Annotated in this window: 14 protein-coding genes; 4 read left to right on the forward strand and 10 right to left on the reverse strand. The window is 59.5% G+C overall.

From position 1 onward, the window contains the following. Positions 1–144: 144 nt before the first annotated feature. Positions 145–2,682, reverse strand: coding sequence for a glycogen/starch/alpha-glucan phosphorylase (locus AC559A_RS15995; protein ID WP_498818687.1), 2,538 nt, complete (start codon positions 2,680–2,682; stop codon positions 145–147). Positions 2,683–3,072: 390 nt separating this feature from the next. Between AC559A_RS15995 and AC559A_RS16000 the strand changes: the two genes are divergently transcribed. The 3 genes from AC559A_RS16000 to AC559A_RS16010 all read left to right on the forward strand — a co-directional run bounded on the left by AC559A_RS16000 (position 3,073) and on the right by AC559A_RS16010 (position 8,481). Beyond that, positions 3,073–4,407 (forward strand): CBS domain-containing protein, encoded by a 1,335-nt coding sequence (locus tag AC559A_RS16000; protein ID WP_498818688.1) that lies wholly within the window; start codon positions 3,073–3,075, stop codon positions 4,405–4,407. Between the two features lie 224 nt (positions 4,408–4,631). After that, positions 4,632–7,310, forward strand: coding sequence for a PocR ligand-binding domain-containing protein (locus tag AC559A_RS16005; protein WP_498818689.1), 2,679 nt, complete (start codon positions 4,632–4,634; stop codon positions 7,308–7,310). Between the two features lie 31 nt (positions 7,311–7,341). Then, positions 7,342–8,481, forward strand: a complete 1,140-nt coding sequence (locus AC559A_RS16010; protein ID WP_498818690.1) for a murein transglycosylase domain-containing protein — start codon at positions 7,342–7,344, stop codon at positions 8,479–8,481. A 430-nt stretch (positions 8,482–8,911) separates the two neighbouring features. Here the strand turns inward: AC559A_RS16010 and AC559A_RS16015 are convergent, their stop codons facing one another. The 5 genes from AC559A_RS16015 to AC559A_RS16035 form a co-directional block, all read right to left on the reverse strand. Continuing rightward, positions 8,912–9,481 carry a hypothetical protein gene (locus tag AC559A_RS16015; protein WP_028571455.1) on the reverse strand — a complete coding sequence of 190 codons (570 nt, stop codon included), beginning with the start codon at positions 9,479–9,481 and terminating at the stop codon, positions 8,912–8,914. A 197-nt stretch (positions 9,482–9,678) separates the two neighbouring features. After that, a complete protein-coding gene (locus AC559A_RS16020; protein WP_498818692.1) occupies positions 9,679–10,563 on the reverse strand; it encodes a peptidyl-prolyl cis-trans isomerase in 885 nt (294 codons plus the stop codon). Positions 10,564–10,747: 184 nt separating this feature from the next. Further along, positions 10,748–11,953 carry a type II secretion system F family protein gene (locus AC559A_RS16025; RefSeq protein WP_498818694.1) on the reverse strand — a complete coding sequence of 402 codons (1,206 nt, stop codon included), beginning with the start codon at positions 11,951–11,953 and terminating at the stop codon, positions 10,748–10,750. A gap of 155 nt (positions 11,954–12,108) precedes the next feature. Then, positions 12,109–13,779 (reverse strand): GspE/PulE family protein, encoded by a 1,671-nt coding sequence (locus tag AC559A_RS16030; RefSeq protein ID WP_498818695.1) that lies wholly within the window; start codon positions 13,777–13,779, stop codon positions 12,109–12,111. A 3-nt stretch (positions 13,780–13,782) separates the two neighbouring features. After that, positions 13,783–14,961, reverse strand: coding sequence for a type IV pilus twitching motility protein PilT (locus tag AC559A_RS16035; protein ID WP_498818696.1), 1,179 nt, complete (start codon positions 14,959–14,961; stop codon positions 13,783–13,785). A 562-nt stretch (positions 14,962–15,523) separates the two neighbouring features. Between AC559A_RS16035 and AC559A_RS16040 the strand changes: the two genes are divergently transcribed. Then, on the forward strand, positions 15,524–15,808 hold the full coding sequence (locus AC559A_RS16040; RefSeq protein WP_035261324.1) for a CopG family antitoxin: 285 nt from the start codon (positions 15,524–15,526) through the stop codon (positions 15,806–15,808). A gap of 227 nt (positions 15,809–16,035) precedes the next feature. On the opposite strand, the gene AC559A_RS16045 is transcribed toward AC559A_RS16040, so the two are convergent. The 4 genes from AC559A_RS16045 to AC559A_RS16060 form a co-directional block, all read right to left on the reverse strand. Next, positions 16,036–17,688 carry a type II secretion system protein GspD gene (locus tag AC559A_RS16045; RefSeq protein ID WP_498818698.1) on the reverse strand — a complete coding sequence of 551 codons (1,653 nt, stop codon included), beginning with the start codon at positions 17,686–17,688 and terminating at the stop codon, positions 16,036–16,038. A gap of 313 nt (positions 17,689–18,001) precedes the next feature. Further along, entirely contained in the window at positions 18,002–18,382 is a 381-nt protein-coding gene (locus tag AC559A_RS16050) for a hypothetical protein (protein ID WP_498818699.1), read from the reverse strand. Between the two features lie 90 nt (positions 18,383–18,472). Next, positions 18,473–19,018, reverse strand: a complete 546-nt coding sequence (locus AC559A_RS16055; protein WP_498818700.1) for a hypothetical protein — start codon at positions 19,016–19,018, stop codon at positions 18,473–18,475. Beyond that, entirely contained in the window at positions 18,993–20,573 is a 1,581-nt protein-coding gene (locus AC559A_RS16060; RefSeq protein WP_498818701.1) for a hypothetical protein, read from the reverse strand. Before AC559A_RS16060 ends, AC559A_RS16055 begins: the two co-directional genes overlap by 26 nt. Between the last annotated feature and the right edge of the window lie 145 nt (positions 20,574–20,718).

The raw sequence follows: 20,718 nt of genomic DNA on the forward strand, positions 1-20,718 counted from the left end.
AGCCTTTCAAGTCGTTACATGGCAAAAACTCCTATTAATCCATTAATTTCAAACAAATACATGTCTTGGCAATGACAATGTTGGGACACTAGTGGATGAATACATTTACTCATCGGCGACTGAATACTAAACAAAGCTCCAGGATTAAAGCAGACAGGCTTGAGGGTCCACGCCCCAGATGTTTTGGGCGTAGTCCATGACCGAGCGGTCGCTGGAGAACTTGCCCATGTTGGCGGTGTTCAGAATGGAGCGCCGGGTCCATTCGTCCTGGTCCCGGTAGAGCGTGCCGACCTGTTCCTGACACTCCACGTAGGCCCGGTAGTCCGCCAGGACGCAGAAGTAGTCGCCGTGGTGGAGCAGGTTGTCGATGATCGGCGCGAACAGGCCGTGATTGTGGGGGGAGAAGACGTTGCCGGAGATCATGGACAGCACCTGCTTCAGCTCCGGATCGTTTTCGCAGAATTGCCAGGGATTGTACCCGCCGCGGCGCAACGCCTTGATCTCGTCGGCGGTGCTGCCGAAGATGAACATGTTTTCCGCCCCGATCTCTTCCAGCATTTCCACGTTGGCCCCGTCCAGGGTGCCGATGGTCAGGGCCCCGTTGATGGCGAACTTCATGTTTCCGGTTCCCGAGGCTTCGTAGCCGGCCGTGGATATCTGCTCGGACAATTCCGTGGCCGGGATGATCCGCTCGGCCTGGGACACGCAATAGTTGGGCAGAAAAACCACTTGCAGCCGACCGGCCACGTCCGGATCGGGGTTGACCACGTCGGCCACGCCGTTGATCAGCCGGATGATCAGTTTGGCCATGAAATAGGCCGGCGCGGCCTTGCCGCCGAAAAACACGGTTCGGGGGACGACATCCTTTGCGGGGTCGGCCTTGATCCGGTTATAGAGGGTGATCACATGCAGCACGTTGAGCAGCTGGCGCTTGTATTCATGGATGCGCTTGACCTGCACGTCGAACATGGCGTCCAGGTTGCATTCAAAGCCCAGCTTGCGGCTCACGTACGCGGCCAGGCGCTCCTTGTTGGCCCGTTTGACGTCCCGCCACGCCGTCCGGAAGGCTTGGTCATCGGCATGGGGAATCAGATCGTGGAGCCGGTCCAGGTTGTATAGCCAGTTGCCGGAAATCTTTTGTGAGATCAATTCGGCAAGACCGGGATTGCACTGGTTCAGCCAGCGCCTCGGGGTGACACCGTTGGTTACGTTGCGAAACCGACCCGGAAACACGGCGTGAAATTCCGGAAACACCTCGGCCTTGATGATTTCCGTATGCATGGCCGCCACACCGTTGACCGAAAAGCTGCCCACGATGGCCAAGTTGGCCATGCGTACGGCCTTTTCCGGATGTTCCTGGATGATGGACAGTCGGGATTTGCGGCCGTCCGGGTCGGGATGGCCGTCGTCCTGCCCGTCCAGCCACTCCATGAAGCGGTGGTTGATCTCGTAGATGATTTCCATGTGCCGAGGCAGAACCCGCTGGATCAGGGAGCAGGGCCAGGTTTCCAAAGCCTCTGGCAGGATGGTGTGATTGGTGTAGGCGAAGACCCTGGTGCACAGATCCCAGGCCGTGTCCCAGTCCAACAGTTCCTCGTCCACCAGAACGCGCATCAGTTCGGGAATGGCGATGGTCGGGTGGGTGTCGTTGAGCTGGATGACCACCATTTCCGGTAGCTGATCAAACGTCTCGAACTTTTTTTTGTAACGGCGCAGAATGTCGTCCAGGGACGCGGCAACGAAGAAATACTGCTGACAGAGCCGGAGCACCCGGCCTTGGAGCTTGTCGTCGCTGGGATAGAGCACCTTGGAGATGGTCTCGTCCCGGATCTTGGCCTCCAGCGCGCCGATGTAGTCTCCGGTATTGAAGAACTCCAGGTTGAATTCCGTATCCGACTTGGCGGCCCACAGCCGCATGTTGATGGCCCGACCGTTGCGGTACCCCGGAACGAGCAGGTCGCAGGCCATGGCCAGGACTTTTTCCGTGTCCACCCAATCGTGACGCAGCCGGCCCTGGTCGTCCACCCAGGTCCGGACCCGGCCGAAAAAGTTGACCGGGGTCATGAACCGGGCCCGGTCGAACTCCCAGGGGGTGCCATGCTTGGTCCAGTTGTCCGGCTGCTCCACCTGGGCCCCGTTTTCGATGGTCTGGTGAAACATGCCGTAATCGTAACGGATGCCGTAGCCGTAGCCGGAGATGCACTGGGTGGCCATGGAGTCCAGATAGCAGGAGGCCAAGCGGCCCAGACCGCCGTTGCCCAGCCCGGCGTCCCACTCCACCTCGGCCACGTCTTCCAGGTCCAGGCCGAATTCGGCCAAGGCTTCCTTGGCCAGATCGTGCAACCCCAGACAGTGCAGACTGTTCAACAGCGACTTGCCGTGCAGATATTCCATGGACAGGTAGTACACCCGCTTGGCCTGTTCATTGTAATACGAACGCTGGGTTTTGATCCATTGCGCGATCATCCGGTCGCGGATGGCCAGGGCCAGGCCGTTATAATACGTGAATGCGTTGGGCCGGGCATAATCGTTGCCCAGACTGGTCACCACGTGCCGCACGATGTCGCGCTTGAGCCCTTCCACGCTGTCGCCGCCGTGCAAATCGCCGTCCCACTGGACGAGACGACTTTTCCGGTCCGGGGAGGCTCCCGCTTCTGCTTTGCCCTTATTCTTCTTGGCCATGGAATTGTCCTTTTTTGTGTATCTACTCAGCACATTTTGTATCCGCCCTTGCTCCGACAATCGGAGTCGGGGTCGCTATCGGAATCGGAACAGGAAAATTTGAACGCTTCCCAGCGTTTTCGATCCCGATCCCGATCCCGACTCCGACCCCGGGAAAGGCATTACTCTATGCTGAATAGTTACTTTTTTGTTTTGATTGCTCCACTGTCCCGACGATCACCGTATCCCGCGACAATCCGTGAACGTGCCCGGAATCCTAGCGAAGATCAGGGTGTGTTGCAAACGCAATCGTGATTGTAGACACGCCCGGAATCAGCTAGAGGAAAAGCAATCGGGGCTTTCCTGGAAAGCCTGGTCTTTGACGACGAGCCCCGGACAGGAGATACGCGAATGATTCTCGTGACCACCCACGTCAACACCGACTTCGACGCCCTGGCGTCCATGGTCGCCGCCGCCTTCCTGCATCCCGGCGCAACGCGCCTTGTCCCGTCCCACGTGCAGCCGGCGGTGCGCGACTTCCTGGCCGTGCACTGGGATCTGCTCCGGCTGAACCACCGGGACTCCGTGGACCTGGCCGCCGTGGACGAGTTGGTGGTCACGGACACTTCCAGTTGGGAACGGTTGGACGCAATGCGGGACCTGGCCGCTCGGGACGACCTTCCGGTAACCGTCTGGGACCACCACATGGCCCGCGGAACCATCGCCGCCGCGAAGGAACACCGGGAAGAGGTCGGGGCCGCGGTTACCCTGCTTTTGGAACGCTTTCAGGCCCAGGACACGGCCTTTTCCCCGATCCACGCCACCTTGTTTTTACTTGGCATTTACGACGATACCGGTTCCTTGTCCTTTCCCAACACCACGGCTCGGGACGCGCGGATGGCCGCCTTCCTGCTGGAGAACGGGGCGGACCTGAACGTGGCTTGCGCGTACCTGGACAGTTCCCTGGACGACCGTCACCTGGATCTGTTTTCCCGGATGCTGGCCGAACCGGAAATCGTCCGCCTTGACGACCTGCGCGTGGGAGTCTGTGTCCAGGACGCCCGCAAGGAATTGAACATGTTGCCCACGGTGGTCTCCAAGTTCATGGAGATTCAAGGGCTCGACGCCGCATTCGGGATTTTCCCCATGGGTTCCCGCAAGACCGCAGTCATCGGACGCGGCAACCCCAAGCTGTTCGACGTGGGCGCCGTGGTCCGCCGCCTGGGCGGCGGAGGCCACCCCGGGGCCGGTTCCGCCGTTGTCCAGGCCTCGTTGGAATCGACGCGAAGCCAGGTCCTGGAACTGATCCGCAAGGCCCGAACCAGCCAGACGCAAGTCCGCGAACTGATGACCCCGGTCTCAGCCGGACTCAGCCCCACGCACACCCTCCGGGAAGCCGCGGCCATCCTGGAGCGACCAGAGAACCAAAGCGCTTCAAGGACCGACGGCCGGCCCGGAAACCAACTTGGCCGCCAAGCCTTGCCGGTGGTGAACGAACAAGGCAGACTTCTGGGCGTCTTGCATAAAAGCCAACTCCGAAAAATCAAGCAAGATCGGCAATGGGACAAATCCGTGACCTCCATGCTCCACCACAACGTCTCGGTCGTGCATCCGGACCAGGGCCTGCGAGAGGCCCTGCATCTGATGACCCATTCCGATCTGGGATTCCTGCCTGTTGTGGAAGATGATCGTTTGGTCGGTGAGATCACCAGGGCGTCCGTTATTTTGAATATGTACGAATTGTGATTTGCTTCGCGGGGATGGACCAATCGTCACCGTTGGGGCACGGCGCGCAGGGCAGATTTGTTCCCAAAAACAAATCGGTATCGAAATCGCGATGGAAATCGAAATCGGAAAAATGCCGTACATACCCCGTGTTAAGTCATCTTCTTGGACATGAGGCTCGATTTCGATCACGATTTCGATTTCGATAGATTCAGGATAGCAATTGAACCGAACATGGAGATTTCATGATCCCCACGTCTCCCAGCGACTCCCTCCATGACTATGAAGCACTCGTGGCCAACACGCCCATGGGCGTATTCACGGCCACCCCGGAGGGCCGGTTTCTCAGCGCCAATCCGGCCATGGTCCGCTTGCTGGGATACAACTCAGAAGAAGAGTTGCTGGCATCGGTGACGGACATCGCCGTCCAGGTGTTCGCCGATCCGGAGGACCGGGAGACATTGGTCCGCCTTCTGGATCAGAACGACGAGCTTGTGAATTATGAATGCCGCTTGGTCCGCCGCGACGGTACGCCGCTCTGGACCTCGGCCACGGTGCGCGTGGTCCGGGCCTCCGCCGGGCGGGTGCTGCTCCACCAAGGGTTTCTTTCGGACATTTCGGAACGCAAGCGCACGGAATCGATCATGGCCGCCCGGGACCGGCTTCAACACCTGGCTCGCTCCGGAAGTTTGGCAGAACTGCTCCGGGCCACGCTGGCTGAAGCCGAACAACTCACCGCCAGTCGGATCGGTTTTTTTCACTTTCTTGAAGACGACCAATCCACCATCGTCCTTCAAACCTGGTCCACCAGAACCGTCATGGAAAGCTGCACCGCCGACCCCTCCGCCATCACCCACTACCCGGTGAGCCGGGCCGGGGTCTGGGCCGACTGCGTCCGCACCCGCGCCCCGGTGATCCACAATGATTATGCCGCCCTGCCCCACCGTCGGGGGCTGCTCGAGGGCCATGCCCTGATTCTCCGGGAAATGGTGGTTCCGGTGCAGCGCGACGGACGAATCGTGGCCATTCTCGGCGTGGGCAACAAGCCCACGGATTACGGAGCCGAGGATCTGGACGTCCTGGCCTCCCTGGCCGATCTGGCCTGGGACATCGCCGAGCGCAAACGAGCCGAGGAAACTCTGCTGGAAAGCGAGGAACGCTACCGACGGATCACGGAATGTCTGACCGATTATCTGTACACCGTCCGTGTTGAGGACGGCCGGGCCTCTCAAACCGTGCACAGTCCGGCCTGCGTCGCCATAACCGGCTTCACGGACGAGGAATTCGCCGCGGATCCCTACCTTTGGATCAACATGGTCCTGCCCGAGGACCAGGAGCTGGTCCGGGAGCAGGCCCGCAAGGTGCTCGAGGAGGGCCGGGCCGAGCCGGTGGAACACCGGATCATCCGCAAGGACGGTCAGCGGCGCTGGGTGAGCAACACCATCGTCGCCAGGCTGAACTCCCAAGGGGAATTGACGGCCTACGACGGCCTGATCAAGGACATCACCGAGCGCAAAAGCATGGACCAGGCCCTGCGCGAAAGCGAAGTCAGGGTCCGGAACAAGCTCGACGCCCTGCTCTCTCCGGACGGAGACGTGGGCGAGTTGGACCTGGAAGACATCATCGACACACGGGCCATCCAACTGCTGATGGAGGACTTCCACCGCCTGACTCACATCGGCAGCGCCATCGTGGACCTGCACGGCAAAGTGCTGGTAGCCTCCGGATGGCAGGACATCTGCACGAAATTCCACCGATCCCACCCCGACGCCCTGCGCAATTGCATCGAAAGCGATACATTGCTCTCCACCGTGGGCGACCCCGGGACCTTCAAGCTCTACAAGTGCAAGAACAATCTCTGGGACATGGCCACGCCGATCATCATCGGCGGCCGCCACCTGGGCAACATGTTTCTGGGCCAATTCCTGTTTACGGACGACATGCCGGATCGAGAGCTGTTCCGGGAACAGGCTCACAGGTACGGCTTCGACCCCGAAGCCTACCTGAATGCGCTGGACCGGGTACCGCGATATGACCGGAACACCGTCGACCAGGCCATGGCCTTCTACGCCCGCCTGGCGGATCTGGTGTCCACCCTCAGCTTCGGTCAGGTCAAGCTGGCCCGGGCCATGGCCGAGCAGGACCAGGTCAAGGACGAACTGCGCCAAGTCAACGCCCGACTTGAAGGGACCCTGGCGGACAAGGACAAGTTTTTCGCCATCATCGCCCATGACCTGCGTTCGCCGTTCATCGGCTTTCTTTCCTTCATCCGTTTGATGGTCGGGCACATCGAGGACATGAGCCAGGAAGACATCCGCAAACTTGCCGAGGACATGAAAGGCAGCGCGGAAAATCTCTACAACCTGCTGAACAATCTCCTGGACTGGGCCCGGATGCAGCGCGGCATCACCCCCTTTGAGCCCCAGCCGCAACCCCTCACGACCCTGATCCGGGGCACCCTGGAACTCATCGAACCGAGCGCCCGCCAAAAAGCCATCGCCGTACGCTGCTCGGTCCCGGAACACATCTCCATCCTCGCCGATCCTCCCATGCTCAGCACCGTGGTCCGCAACCTGCTGTTCAACGCGGTCAAATTCACCCAACGTCAAGGCGAGATCACGATCACCGCAGAACAGGACGAGGAAACAGTCCGCATCTCGATCCGGGATACCGGAGTGGGCATGGACGAGACCATTCTATGCGGCCTCTTCGCCCTGGATCGCAGAACCTCCCTGCGCGGCACCGAAGGCGAACGCGGCTCGGGCCTGGGCCTGCTCTTGTGCAAGGAGTTCGTCGAAAAACACGGCGGCCGAATCTGGGCTGAAAGCAAGCCAGGGCAAGGGACGGTCTTCACCTTCTCGTTACCCCGGATATCTCTCGATGGAGACATTCCTACTCAAAAAGATGGAACGTGTGACCGATGACCAACCTGCCCCAAGACCGTGGAGCCCGGCATTGAATCGGCGATCATTCCTCACCCTGATCCCGACGGCGCTCCTTTTCGGGTGTACGCATCGGGAAGTGGAAAAAGGCATCAGATCGACCCATCGCGCCCTTTCCGGGGATGTGGCCGGGGCCGTAGGGGCATACATTCCGACATCCGGCGTTCCGGAGGTCGATCAACTGGTCCGGCGTCAGGTTTCCACCCTGATCAGCAAAATTCAACGGTACTGGAAAGACCGGAAGGTTCCCACGGAAACCGAGTACGTCAAATACACCGACGACTATCAAAGCCGCGCCGTGGTGAACTTTGAAACCGGACGCATCCGCGTGGAAACCAGAAGACAGGATGCTCCCCGGGACGCGCTCCGGCATGCCATTGTCGCGACCCTGCTCACCCCGGAAGACCCGACCACCGTGGACCTGCTCAGCGACAAGGAGGTCAAAATCGGCGGACAACCCTTTCTCTTCGGCCTGGTCGTGGACCATGAAAACCAGAATATCCGCTGGGCCTGGCGAGCCGAGCGCTATGCGGACCACCTGCTCCGGACACGCTACGAAACAAGCGGGTCCGGGCGCTCGCGGGTCCATTTCGTTGCCTTCGAAATGGTCCGGGAATACCAGGGCCGACAGCAGTTCAAATTTCAGGATTCCGTGATCCGAAACGCCGGAAGATTCAACCAGCCCCCGGACCTGATCTACGCGATCATGGAGGCTGAAAGCAGCTTCAATCCCTACGCCGTAAGCCACGTTCCGGCCTACGGCCTGATGCAGATCGTCCCGACCACCGCGGGGCGGGACTGCCACCAGCTCCTCTACGGCCGTCCGGGCACCCCGACCAGAGAGTATCTGTTCGTTCCCGAAAACAACATCCGCATGGGAACGGCCTACCTGCACATCCTCGACACCCGATACCTCAAAATGGTCCAAAACCCGAGAAGCCGGGAATACTGCGTGATCGCGGGATACAATACCGGAAGCGGCAACGTGCTGCGAGCCTTCCACCGCGACCGCAATCAAGCCGTCGCCAGAATCAACGCAGCCTCACCGCAAGAAGTGTACGAACGCCTTGTCCGAAATCTGCCGTACCAAGAGACACGCAACTACCTGCCCAAGGTTGTCCGGCTCAAGTCAAAATACGCGGCACTGCGATAGCCCTCAAAACGTATGGGATAAGCGTATCGAAATTCCGATGGACGGAGGACGCTATGACTGGCGAGCTTCGGGCTTGGGATAATCAGAAGCCAGGAATAGCCGTATACTGCCGAATCAATCGCTTGCGTCGACATCCCGCGCTCCTATGTCATGAGGTTGAACAGGGGAAAATTCTGCATGGCTGTTCCAAAAGCACGAATCGTACCACCTGGAATCGATGGCCGGGTATCGTACATTCGCATGGACGACGGAGTATGGCACGGGACGTGGCATGGTCCATGGCGCTCTTCTCTTTGACTGGTAATCCGCCATTGCCCGCCTCGCCCGAATTGCTCCAGCGATCCCGCCCCGCCCTCGTGCGATTCGCTCCGCGACGCACGGAAGATGGAACCATAGACTCATGGAACCATAGACTCCCGGAGACTTTTGTTCACGTCGGCTCGATAGATTCCGCCACCTGCTTCGGCCCCTTCTTCCGGCGCAAGCGCAACCATATCAACAGCGCCAGCATCACGGGCAGGCCGATCATGCTTGCGGGTTGGACTTTGGTCTTCAGGATGTGCTGCCATTCCGGAATATAGGTGTATACTTCCCGAGGGCCGCCCTCGGCTTCCATGTATCGCCAAACGCCGTCGTCGCCGCGGATAAAGCGCATCGTGTCTAAAAAGCGGTCGTTGCCCCGCATGTCCAGAACCTCGAAGGTGGCCTCGGCCTCCCGGCCTTCGAGCCGTAATTCCATCACGTCGTCCATAGCGTAGAATCGCCCCATGTACGGCTGATGCACGCCCTTGTACTTCTCCTGGTTCACGTAGGGTTCGATGAAAAAAGCGAAGTCGTCGTAGGTCGGCCGCTCCTTGTCCAACTGCGCCCGCACCAACCCCTCGGTACTGTGTCCCCAGGCATTCCCGACGCCACCCACCCAAATAGCCACCAACAAGGCCAGCATCAGCCAGATGCATGTTTTGCGGTTAGAAAGAATTTCGTTTGCATTGTCAGTCATTGTAGCTCCGTTTTTTGGTTCATTGTTCGTCGTTCTTCGTTCGACGTCGGAAACCGAGCCAAGGCCTGCCCCCCCCCCGATCTAGCGTGAACCATCCCCCTCCTGTGAGGGGCCAGGGGAGGGTTGGCTTATTCAACGAAGAACAAAGAACGACGGACGAGATAACGCCTTCCCCCTCAGGTCTCAGCTCTCATCCCTCAGCCCTCTCTTTCCCCTTCCATCTTTTCCCTGAACCGCTCCGCTACTTCCGGGTCGATCTCAATACCGTGCTTTTCGCGCAGATGTTCGTAGGCTTCGCCCCAGGCCGCGCGATAGCGGGAGTAGAGGACGTCGTTGCGGATGTATTCCTTGCGCTGCTCGAAGTCCTGCGTTCGGTTCGTCCGCGCATCTTCCAGGCACACCACCGCGAAGCGATCCTCGTGCATCACCACCGGACTGCATTCTCCGAGCTCCAGTGCTTGGAGGCATTCCGCCCATTCGCCCGGAAACCGCCCCAAGGGCATCGGCTCCAGGGCCAACACTTCCACGCCCGGTAAGTCTTCGGCCATCGCGTCCAGAGCCTCGCGATCTTCCGCGCCGCCCAGAATGCCCGCTTCGCCTTCATCCAGGGTGTGGAAAACGGTTGCCGCGTAGGTGTCCGGCAGGGAGTACATCCCGATGTTCTCCTCGAAAAAGGCCCGGGCATCCTCGTCCGTAATGCTCTCTCTCGGAACTTCGGCGACCAGATCCGGCTGCAACGTACGCAGCAACAGTTCGGCCTGGAATTGATGCACGGCCTGCCGGAATTCCGCCATCTCCGTGAGACCCTGGTCCCGGGCCTCGCGAATCAGCGATTCCATATTCAGGACATGCTCCAGCACATATTCCGGCGTGACCCGTCCGGCGTGTTCCTTGGTATCGGCCATCCGGCGAGCGTAAGCCAGCAGAAACGACTCGTCCATCCACTTCGAAACGGCGCTGCCGTCCGACTCCGCCCCGCCGCCCGTCCTATGCGAAACCTCAACCTCCTGGCATCCAAGCAGCATGATGAAGATAAAAAAAATGAAAAGCAATTTCATCTCGGTATTACGTAGAATCGACATGCGTACTCCTTTAGTAATGTTCGTTGTTCTTCGTTCGACGGCTGCGCCGCTGTTCATTGCTGGTTGTTCTTCGTTCGGCGTTCTTCGTTCATTGTTCATCATTCTTATTCAGATATTACAGCAACCAACCTCCTCGCCTCTCCAACGAAGAACAAAGAACGACGAACGGAAAAACGACTCCTCCTCACATCGATCCGGCGTACATGGCCAGCATCCCGGAAATCAGCCCATAGACCACCAGCCCGACCACGCCGCCAAGGGTCAGGATCAGGGCCGGTTCGACCATGGCGCTCATCCGGGCGATTTTGTCCTCCAGCAGTTTCTCATGCACCTCGGCCACGGTGAGCATGGATTCGCTCATCAGGCCGGAGTGTTCGCCGATATTGGCCATGGACATGGTGATGGGCGTGAAGGCCCAGCTCTCCTTGAGCGTGACGGAAAGCGGCTCTCCGGCCATGACCCGGTCCACGGTCCTGTCCAAAAATGCGTTCACGGCCGTATTCGGGATGGTCGCGCTGGTGGCCCGCAGGGCTTCCACCATGGGTATCCGGCTCTCCAGGAGCAGGCTGAAGGTTCGCGAAAAGGAGACCACCACGCCCAGGCGGATGATCGGCCCGATCACCGGCAGATAGACCTTGCCCCGATCCAGATAGTATCTGGTCAGGGGCACGGCGTGCATCACGGCCAACGCTCCGATCCCCGCGCCCAGGCCAATGAGCATGTTCAGACCGTTGTCCTGCAGAAAGGCCGTGGAATCCATCAAAAACTGGGTCACGGGCGGCAGCTTGCCCTGAATCAGCCCCATGAACCGCGGAATCACGAACAACACCATGAACACCACCACGCCCAGGCCCACCACCAGCACGATCCCCGGATAAAAGAAGGACATCATCAGCTTTTTGCGCAAGCTGGACCGGCGTTCAATATAGTCGGCGATGCGCTGAAAGACCGTGTCCAGGATGCCCCCCATTTCCCCGGCCCGGATCAGATTGACCATCATGGGCGAGAACACCCGCGGATGGTGGGCCAAAGCCTCGGAAAGCGGCGAACCGCCTTCGACCCTGGACAGAACCTCGGCCAGCACGGCCTTGACGTTCATTCGATCGGTCTGGTCGTGCAGAATGCGGATGGCCTGGGTCACCGTGACCTCGGACTTGACCAATGTGGCCAGCATCCGAAACAGAAGCACCTTGTCCTTGGTGGTCACGGGCAGAAACCGCGTGGGCGAAAATGCATCAAAACCGCCGCCGCCCCCGGCCTCCTCCACGGATATCAGGGTCACCCCCCTGGCCCGCGCCTCAGCCGCCGCCCCCCCCTGACTCTCAGCCTCGATGCGCAACCGAATCATGTTCCCGCCCGGATCCATGGCGCGGCAGTCGAAATAGGGCATGATGTTTTCTCGTTCTTTGTTCGTCGTTCTTCGTTGGCGGCTACGCCGCTGTTCTTCGTTCTTTGTTCTTCGTTCTTGATTCAAATCAGCGCACGACAGTAAAAAGAAAGCTCGCTACTCCAACAAAGAACAAAGAACGACGAACGAAACAACATCTATTCCATCGTCACCCGCATAATCTCCTCCGGCGTGGTCAAACCCATTTTCACCTTGTCCACGCCGTCTTCCAGCAGGGAGCGGTAGTTGCCGGCGGCTTTGGCCGTGCGGGCGATTTCGTGGGTTGTGGCGCCGTGCATGATGCGTTCGCGCAGTTCCTCGTCCACCACCAGCAGTTCGAACAGGCCGACCCGGCCGCTGTAGCCCTTGTGATTGCACAGCTCGCAGCCATTGAGCGAACGGTGGATCATGAACGCGCCCTCGGGCGTGTCCCGCAGGCCCAGCATGTCCAGTTCGGCCCGGTTCACGGGCCGGGGTTGCTTGCAGTGGGCGCAGACCAGGCGCACCAGGCGCTGGGCCAGGATGGCCCGGGCCGAGACGGCCACCAGGAAGGACTCCCCGCCCATGTCCAGGAGCCGGGAAAAGGAGCTGGGCGCGTCGTTGGTGTGCAGGGTGGAGAGCACCAGGTGGCCGGTGATGGAGGCCCGCAGGGAGACCCGCAGGGTGTCCGTGTCCCGGATCTCGCCGACCATGATGATGTCCGGGTCCTGGCGCAGGATGGACCGCAGCCCGGAGGCGAAGTCCAGCCGCACGCCGCCGTCCACCTGGGTCTGGTTCACCCCGCGCAGGGTCAGTTCCACCGGATCTTCCAGGGAGGTGATGTTCGTCGTATCCGAGCGCAGCAGTTGCAGGGCCCCGTACAGGGTCGTGGACTTCCCCGATCCCGTGGGGCCGGTGACCAGGATCAGACCATGCGGGGAGCGCAGGATGGACTTGAACCTGGTCAGACTCGTTTCATCCATGCCCAGGGAGTCCAGCCGGACCTCCTCGTCGTGGGGCGGCAGCAGGCGAAGCACGGCCTTTTCGCCGTAGTTCACCGGCAGGATGGACACGCGCAGGTTCACGGCTTCCACCTCAACCTTCAGCCGTGTGGGCTGGAAGGCGAAGGAGCCGTCCTGGGGGGCGCGACGTTCGGCGATATCCAGGTTGGCCAGAACCTTGATCCGGGAGATCAGCTTTTGGCCCATGCCCGCGGGCAGGGACTCCACCCGGCGCAGCATCCCGTCCTCGCGAAAACGGACCAGAAAGCCGTCCATTTCCGGTTCAAAGTGAATGTCCGACACGTTGTTCTGGGAAATGGCCCGGACCATCAGCTTCTCCAGCAGCTCCACCACCACGTTCAGATCTTCACCGTTCACCGCCTGAGTCCGGAAGTCGATCGTGGTGTCGAATTCCCGGGCGTAGGCCATCTGCTGGAGCTTGCGCAGTTGCCGCTCCGTGACCAGAACCAGACGCACCGGGGCACGGACCAGGCGGGAAATATTCTGGAGCATGGCCCGGGGCACCGGTCCGTTGCAGGCCAGCAAGAGTTCATTGGCCTCGTTGCGCATCAAGGGCATCACCCCGGCCCGGCGAGCCATTTTTTCGGGAATCAGGCGCACCACACGAGGATCCGAGGGCGTCCCGTTTCCGATGTACAGGGGAATCTTGGTGAACTCGGACAAGGCCCGCATCACCTGATCCTCGGTGAGCAGCCCCTCCCGGATCAGCAACTGACCGATCTTTTCCTGGACCACCCGCTGCACGGACAGAACATGCTCCAGGTTCTCCGAGGTGATCAGGCCCTGCTGAACCAGGTAGCCGCCGAAGCGGTCGCCGCGGGTCATCATGATCTATCTGGCTCCGTTTCCGACACTTGAAGGTACCGGACGAACCCTGCTCCTGGACGTACACGTCCCGGTATTCAGAAGGCCGCGCAAGGTCAGGCGATTGCGCATCATTTCCTGGTTCTTGGCCGAAAGCAGGGCCGTCTCGCTGGAGATCAGTCCGGTCTCCATCAGGCCGATGAGCGATTGCTCCATGGTCTGCATGCCGTCGCACTGGCCGGTCTCAATGGCCGAGTAGATCATGTCGTCCTTGGCCAGCCGGATCAGGTTCGAAATGCCCGTGGTGGCGAACATCAATTCCACCGCCGGAACCCGTCCGCTTTTGTCCGCCCGGAGCAGAAGCCGTTGGGAAACCACGGCCCGCAGGGTGGAGGAAAGCTGCTGCCGGATCTGGGTCTGCTCCCCGGCCGGGAACGAGCCCACCATGCGGTTCACGCTGGACATGGCGTCCTTGGAGTGCAGGGTGGAAAAGACCAGATGTCCGGTTTCCGCGGCCATGATCGCGGTGCGCATGGTGTCCAGGTCCCGGATTTCGCCCACCAGGATCACGTCCGGGTCCGCGCGCAGGGAGTCGCGCAGCGCGTCGGGGAAAGAGTGCACGTCCGTGTGCAGCTCCCGCTGATTGATGATGCAGTTGCAGTTCTGGTGCACGTACTCGATGGGATCCTCCACCGTGATGATGTTCTTGCGCTCCGCCCGGTTGATGGCGTCGATGATCGCCGCCAGGGTGGTGGACTTGCCCGAGCCGGTCACGCCGGTGACCAACACCAGCCCGTCCCGGAACGTGGGCAGCCGGGCCATGCTCTGCGGCAGGCCCAGGCTCTGAAAATCCGGGATGCCCTTGGCCAGAAGGCGGATGGCCAGAGACAAGGCCCCGCGTTGATAATAGGCCGCGAACCGAAACCGTCCCACCGAGGAGCTGCTCACGGCAAAGTCCACAGAGCGCTTCTCCTCCAGCACCGTCGCGTAGCGCGGCGGCATGACCTGATCAAGCAAACCCCGAATCTCCTCATGCGCATACGCCTCGCAACTCATGGGCCGCAGATCCCCGCCAATCCGGAACACCGGCGGCTCGCCATAGGTCAGATGCAAATCCGAAGCATCCAACTCCACGGTCTTGGCCAACAGTTCCTCCATGCTCTCGGGCTTGTGCTCTTTTACGATTTGTTGAGTGATGGTGGTCATGGGTTTGTGTTCGTTTATCTGTTCGTTGTTCGTTGTTCGTTGTTCGTTGTTCGTTGTCGGAAAATGTTATTATGTTCGTCGTTCTTTGTTCGTCGTCGGAAACCGAGCCAAAGTCTCCCCCTCCCGATCCAGCGCTGAGCCTGCCCCCTCCTGGGAGGGGCCAGGGGTGATTGGCATTTCAACGAAGAACGATGAACAAGGAACAAAACAACGCCTGTCGTCTCTTGTATTCACTCTGTATATTCATTACATTCTCCAAGGAGATTTGAACTTTGAAAAACCTACTCTGGAGCGAGGACAAGAATTCGCGACTCCTTGAGCAACGCGGGATTTGTTTCGAGGATGTCCTGCTGGCAGTCCAGGAAAACAGACTTCTGGCCATCGAAGTCCATCCTCGCCGGGACAGGTACCCCCATCAAAAAATTTTGGTGGTCGATCTCAATGGGTATGTCCATATTGTTCCATTCGTGGAAAGCGAACCCAGCGTTTTTTTGAAAACAATCTATCCCGACAGAAAATATCATAAGAAATACGCTCATCTTCTCAAAAAGGAGCCCCAATCATGAACACCATCCCCTACCTGGACCAGGAAGAGCAGGAGATGATCGAATCGATCCACCGGAACAACTATCAACAGCCCCCGGACATGGCCGCGGAGATGCGGGCTTTTTCAGACCTGGTCGACAGGACGATCAACAAAAAAAAAGCCATCAGCATCCGCCTCCTGGAATCCGACATCCAAAAAATCAAGGCCAAGGCCATCCGGGAAGGCATCCCGTACCAAACATTGATCAGTTCCCTGATCCACAAGTATGCCAATGACAGGATATCGTCCTCGGTGATGTGATTGTTGTCGGTTCGTCGTTCTTCGTTCTTGGTTCTTGGTTTCCACGAGATTTCGGAGGTTGGAGCGTCAAGCTGAATATCCTCGGAACCGCCGACCATTCCCCTCCCCTGGAGGGGCCAGGGGTGGTTGGCATTTTAACGAAGAACAACGAACGACGAACAAAACAACATCTTCCGCAAACGAAGAACCAAGAACAAAGAACAAAACAACATCTCTTCCTTCCCCCTTCACTCTTCCACCGGCTTAAACAACATACCCTCCGGAATCACGCGCTCTTTCGCCTCTTCCGCCTCGTCCAAAACGCGGCTGTTTTTTTCCAGGAACCTCCGCGTCGTGTCCGCCCCTTCCCCAGGTGCGCCAATGATATGGGGAGTGACAAGGATCACGGTTTCGGTGCGCGAGGCTCGACGTTCCACGCGTTTGAACAGGTAGCCCAGAGCCGGGATGTCGCCCAGCAGGGGGACCTTTTGTTCGAAATCCCTGTCTTCCAGGCGAATGAATCCACCTAAAGCCACCGTGTTCCCCGAAGGTACGGCCATGATTGAACGGAGTTCGTTCTTGTCCAGGCCGTCCAGGGGAAAAGTCACCGGGGTTCCGGTCATGTCGTTGATCAGGGTGATGGAGTTCACGTTGAATTTCGGTGATTCAATATTGGCCACAATTTCCAGGGTGATGGTCCTGTCCGCGTTGATGAAGCTCTTGATTTCCAGGTCCGTCCCAAGTTCTCGGTTTTCCACGGTCACGGTGAAGATCACCGTCTCGCGCAAATCGGAGAGGGAAACGGTCTCTTTTTCCACGCCGGTCCGCAGCGGGACCTGCTCGCCCACGAAAAAGCGGACCTCGGCATTGTCCGCGGTCATCAGGAATGGCGAGGAAAGGGTTTGCAGCCTGTTGGCCTGGGCGAACAATTCGAGTCGGGCTCGGAGGATATCCGTCGCGAAAACGTAACTGAACGTTTCGGCCAGGGAGGAAACCGCGCCAAGGGTCGCAAAATCTGAAAAAAACAGCCCGTCGCGGCTGATATTTCTATCACTGGTATTTCCGATATCCGAGTAGGAAAGGTCGAAAAACGACTCGAACCCATCCCCCAGGTCCAGACGCACGATCTTCACCTCCAGCAGCACTTGCCGGATTGGGGTGTCCATTTCGCGAATCAGGCCGGTAATATGCCGCAACAGCCCCTCGTCCGTGGAGCGAACCACGATGGAGTTATTTTTCTTGAACACGGTGATCACCGCTGGAAGACGCCGACCAACGCTGCTGACGGCATCCTCGATCTGGGAGACGGTCTCGGCCTCGCCCAGTTGAACCAGCAGTTTGCGCTCGTCATCGGTCAGCGCCGACGAGGTCGTGCTGGTTGTGGCCCCGGCACCCACCGCACGGGCCTCCAAATGCCCGTAGACCGACTCCCCGGACATTTCCCGATAGTCCACGTCCGGGCCGAGCATGGTGGAAAGCAGGGCGGCCATGTCCTTGGCATTGGTGTAGCGCATGAAGAAAGCCTGGATCTTCTCGGAACGCTGAAAGACCATGCTGTTCGCGAACGCCTCCTCGCTCATCACCGCGGTGACGTTGCCGTCAGTACGATACCACAACTCGTTGCCCCGAAGCAGAGCTTCCACCGCCGTGCTCAAGGATACGTCCTGAAGAAACAGGCGCACCCCGCGCCCGGCCACCGGCCCCTGAAGCATCAGGTTCACCCCGCCCACCTCGTTGAGCAGTTCCGCCGCGATTTCCAGAGGCACGTCTTGAAAAAAAACCTCCTTGACCTTCCGACTGCCGGCCGGATGGCGAAACCCCGGACGCATCAACTGGTCCTGTCCCGTGGGCTGATAGGCGCTGATCAGCCGCATGTCCGGATCCTTTTGAGGGATGCGCACGACGGGCTCGGTGTTCCGCTCAAGCACGGGCACCGGCGACACGTACCGAAGGTCCGCTGCAGGCTGCACGGTTTTGCAGCCGGACAGGAAGAGAAGGAGGAAAACGAGAAGGAACAACCCATCCCCGACCCCTCCCAGGAGGGGAGAGGTCTGCGGATACTTTGAAGTTGAAAGCTCCATAACCGTGGGTTGCGTTGAGTTGGCGCCAACAGCAGTGTGCAAATTCCCTTCCTGGGAGGGGTCAGGGGTGGGTTTGGGACCGGCCCCGGCGATGCCTGCTGCATGATGCGCCTTTGCCAAGGGAAAAATATGCTTAGTCACGCTGCTCCACCCCGATCTCATACCAGTAATCATCCTGTCCGCGGAGCACCAAGCGGCGCTCGCCCATGCCCTCAACCCGGAACTCGTGCCGCAGGCCGTCCACGATCACTTCCAGCCGATCCATGGGCCGGAGCACCCGATAACCGCGCAGAGACTGTATGTAGACCACGGCCCGAAAGGTGTCTTCCGTAAGCAGAAGGCCGCGTAGTTTGATGTCGTCGGCGGCCTTGGGGAAATCGTAAGCTTCCATGGGCGGCGTGGGGCTGAAGAACGGCTCTCGGGCCAAGGCCGAAGCGGTCCAGCAGCACATCACGCAAAAGACCAACGCGCCGGCCAGCCCGGCTTTGAACACGGAATGCTTCAAAACGTACATGATCATGATTCCCGTTATCTCAAATTGTTTGCTCACGTACCAAATCCGTTTCGCGACTCCGCGAATAAGAGGATTATTTTCAGTGACCTACTACCCCATAACCCACAAATCCATGACAATTTTCAGCATCCAGGGCTTGTCCTCCCTGGTGACGCTGACCTGTTCCACGAGCATCGGCGTGCTATGAGCGCGCATCTCCCGCAGCAGGTCGACGAACCCCGCGAAATCCCCTTCCGCCGTAACCCGGAACACCTTCCAGTTGAAGAATTTCTTTTCCTCGTTCTTGGGAACCACATTCACCACCCGCAGGTTCCGGCGCTCCATTTCCTGGTAGGCCCAGTGCTGTGCGCGGATCAGGGCTTCCTCGTCGCCTGTGCGGATGTCCAACCCCGCCAGTTCCGCCTCCAGTTCCGCCTGGGCCTCCTGTTGGGTTTCCAGACGCCGACGGAGTTGAAACGGTGGTTCCGCGGTCTGCATTTCATTCAACTGGGTGATGCTCCGGTTCAACTGCTCCTGGGCTCGGACCAGGGCTCGTTGCTGGGGGTCGTAGACATGCTTGAGGTAGAAGAACAGCATGCCCGTGATCACTGCGGCGATCAGGCCGAATTTCTCAAGTTTGGTCAGTCTTCGTGCCACTTCCCGCCTCCAGGTGCATCTCGAACCGATGGGAGGCGCTCTTGCCCCGTGCCTGTTGCAGCGGCTCCAGGCGCCGCACGACCACGGACAGTCCAGCCTCTTCCCGCAAACGCATCGCGAATTCGAGGATCGCGGACGCGGAAAGGGCCTCGCCGGATACAGATATCAGGCCCGGCTCGCGCTGATTTTCACGGACATCGGTCAGAGCCACGGTCACCGGAAGATGACGAACAAGGGCCTCGTACAGGTTGATCCTGTCCCTCAGGGGCTTGTCCCATTCATCCTTGATATAGGCCACCTGCCTCCGCAACTCTCTGAGCCGCTCGTCCACCTTCTGGATCTCGCCTTGCAGACGGTTGGCCTCGTCGTGCTCCTTCTTGCGCTCGGCAAGCTGGGTCTCGATGCCCCGGCGCTGCTCCAGCAGATCTTTCTCCTGATAGCGCATCAACAGGTTATGACCCAACAGGACCACGAACAGGAACGAGGCCGCGGCCAGGGGCATCAGGTAGATGCTCTGCCGGATGCGCACCGCTGCGGGCACGGCGTCGGTAATGCCGATGGTCTGCATGCCCTTGCCGCCCAGCTCGCGCATGGCCGCGCCCGCGGCCGTGGCGAAGATCGGCCCCTCCTCGGCTCCGGACGTGGTCAGTCCGGAGGTCCGTTGCAGACGTACCGGCTCAATGCCAGTGGGGGAGAGGGTTCGAAGGAAGGCCACGATGCGGTGGTCCAGGGCCCCAACTCCAGTCATGGCGACGGGAAGCGGCCCCGGTGCCTGTCCAAAGTTGAAGCGCAAACTGTCTTCCAGGTCCGTCATGGTCCGCCCGTCCAGGTGAGCCCGGATCATTTCCGCCGTGACGTTCATGGCATTGATGGCCAGAGTCGAGCCCCCGCGCAGCAGGGCGAACCCCGAGGACGCCGTGCCGATCTCCAGCACGCCCCGGTCCGATTCCGCATGCTGATACAACAAAGGCACATGAAAGCAGACCTCTCCGGGATAGACCCGAGTCAGCTTCAGACCGGCAAGGCGGAAGCGTTCCTTGGCCGCACGGTAAACGTTCTGTTCCAGCACGGCCACATGGACCATGATTTCTTCTTGCTCTTCCCGAATCTGCCCCGGTTCTTCACGGGGTTTCTCTACCTCCACCCCGGCCAGGGACAGATGTCCGGGAACGCCGGTATAGGTCTCGGCCTCCCATTTCACGGCCTCGGTCAGCAAATGGCTGCGCATGCCCAGAACCCGCTCCCGGTTCATGGGCAGAATCACCACCCTGGCCAGGGGCGTGACGAAAACAGTCTGGATGTTCTGTTTGCAGTTCAGGCGGTTACGGATTTCCTGGAGCTGGACAATACCCGGCAGATCGTCCCCGGCTTCGGATGTTTTGATCGCCACATACTCCAAGATCTCCCGCTCACGCCCCCTAGCCCGCACCAATGCGGCATGGATCTCGTCCTCGACGTATTCCACGCCCAAACACAAACTGCTGGGCATGGGCAGGCGGGACAGGAGCTTGGAGAAGTTTGGACGACGGATTTTGGAGGGGGAGATACGGGGCATGTTTGGTTTGAGGTAGGTGGGGGTTGGATGTTGTTTGTTCGTTGTTCTTCGTTCTTCGTTCGTCGTTCTTAGTTGTTTGTTCTTCGTTGTTTGTTCTTCGTTGTTTGCTCTTAGTTGTTTGTTCTTAGTTGTTTAGGTGCTGCCG

Source organism: Desulfonatronum zhilinae (assembly GCF_900182865.1).
GTDB lineage: Bacteria > Desulfobacterota > Desulfovibrionia > Desulfovibrionales > Desulfonatronaceae > Desulfonatronum > Desulfonatronum lacustre.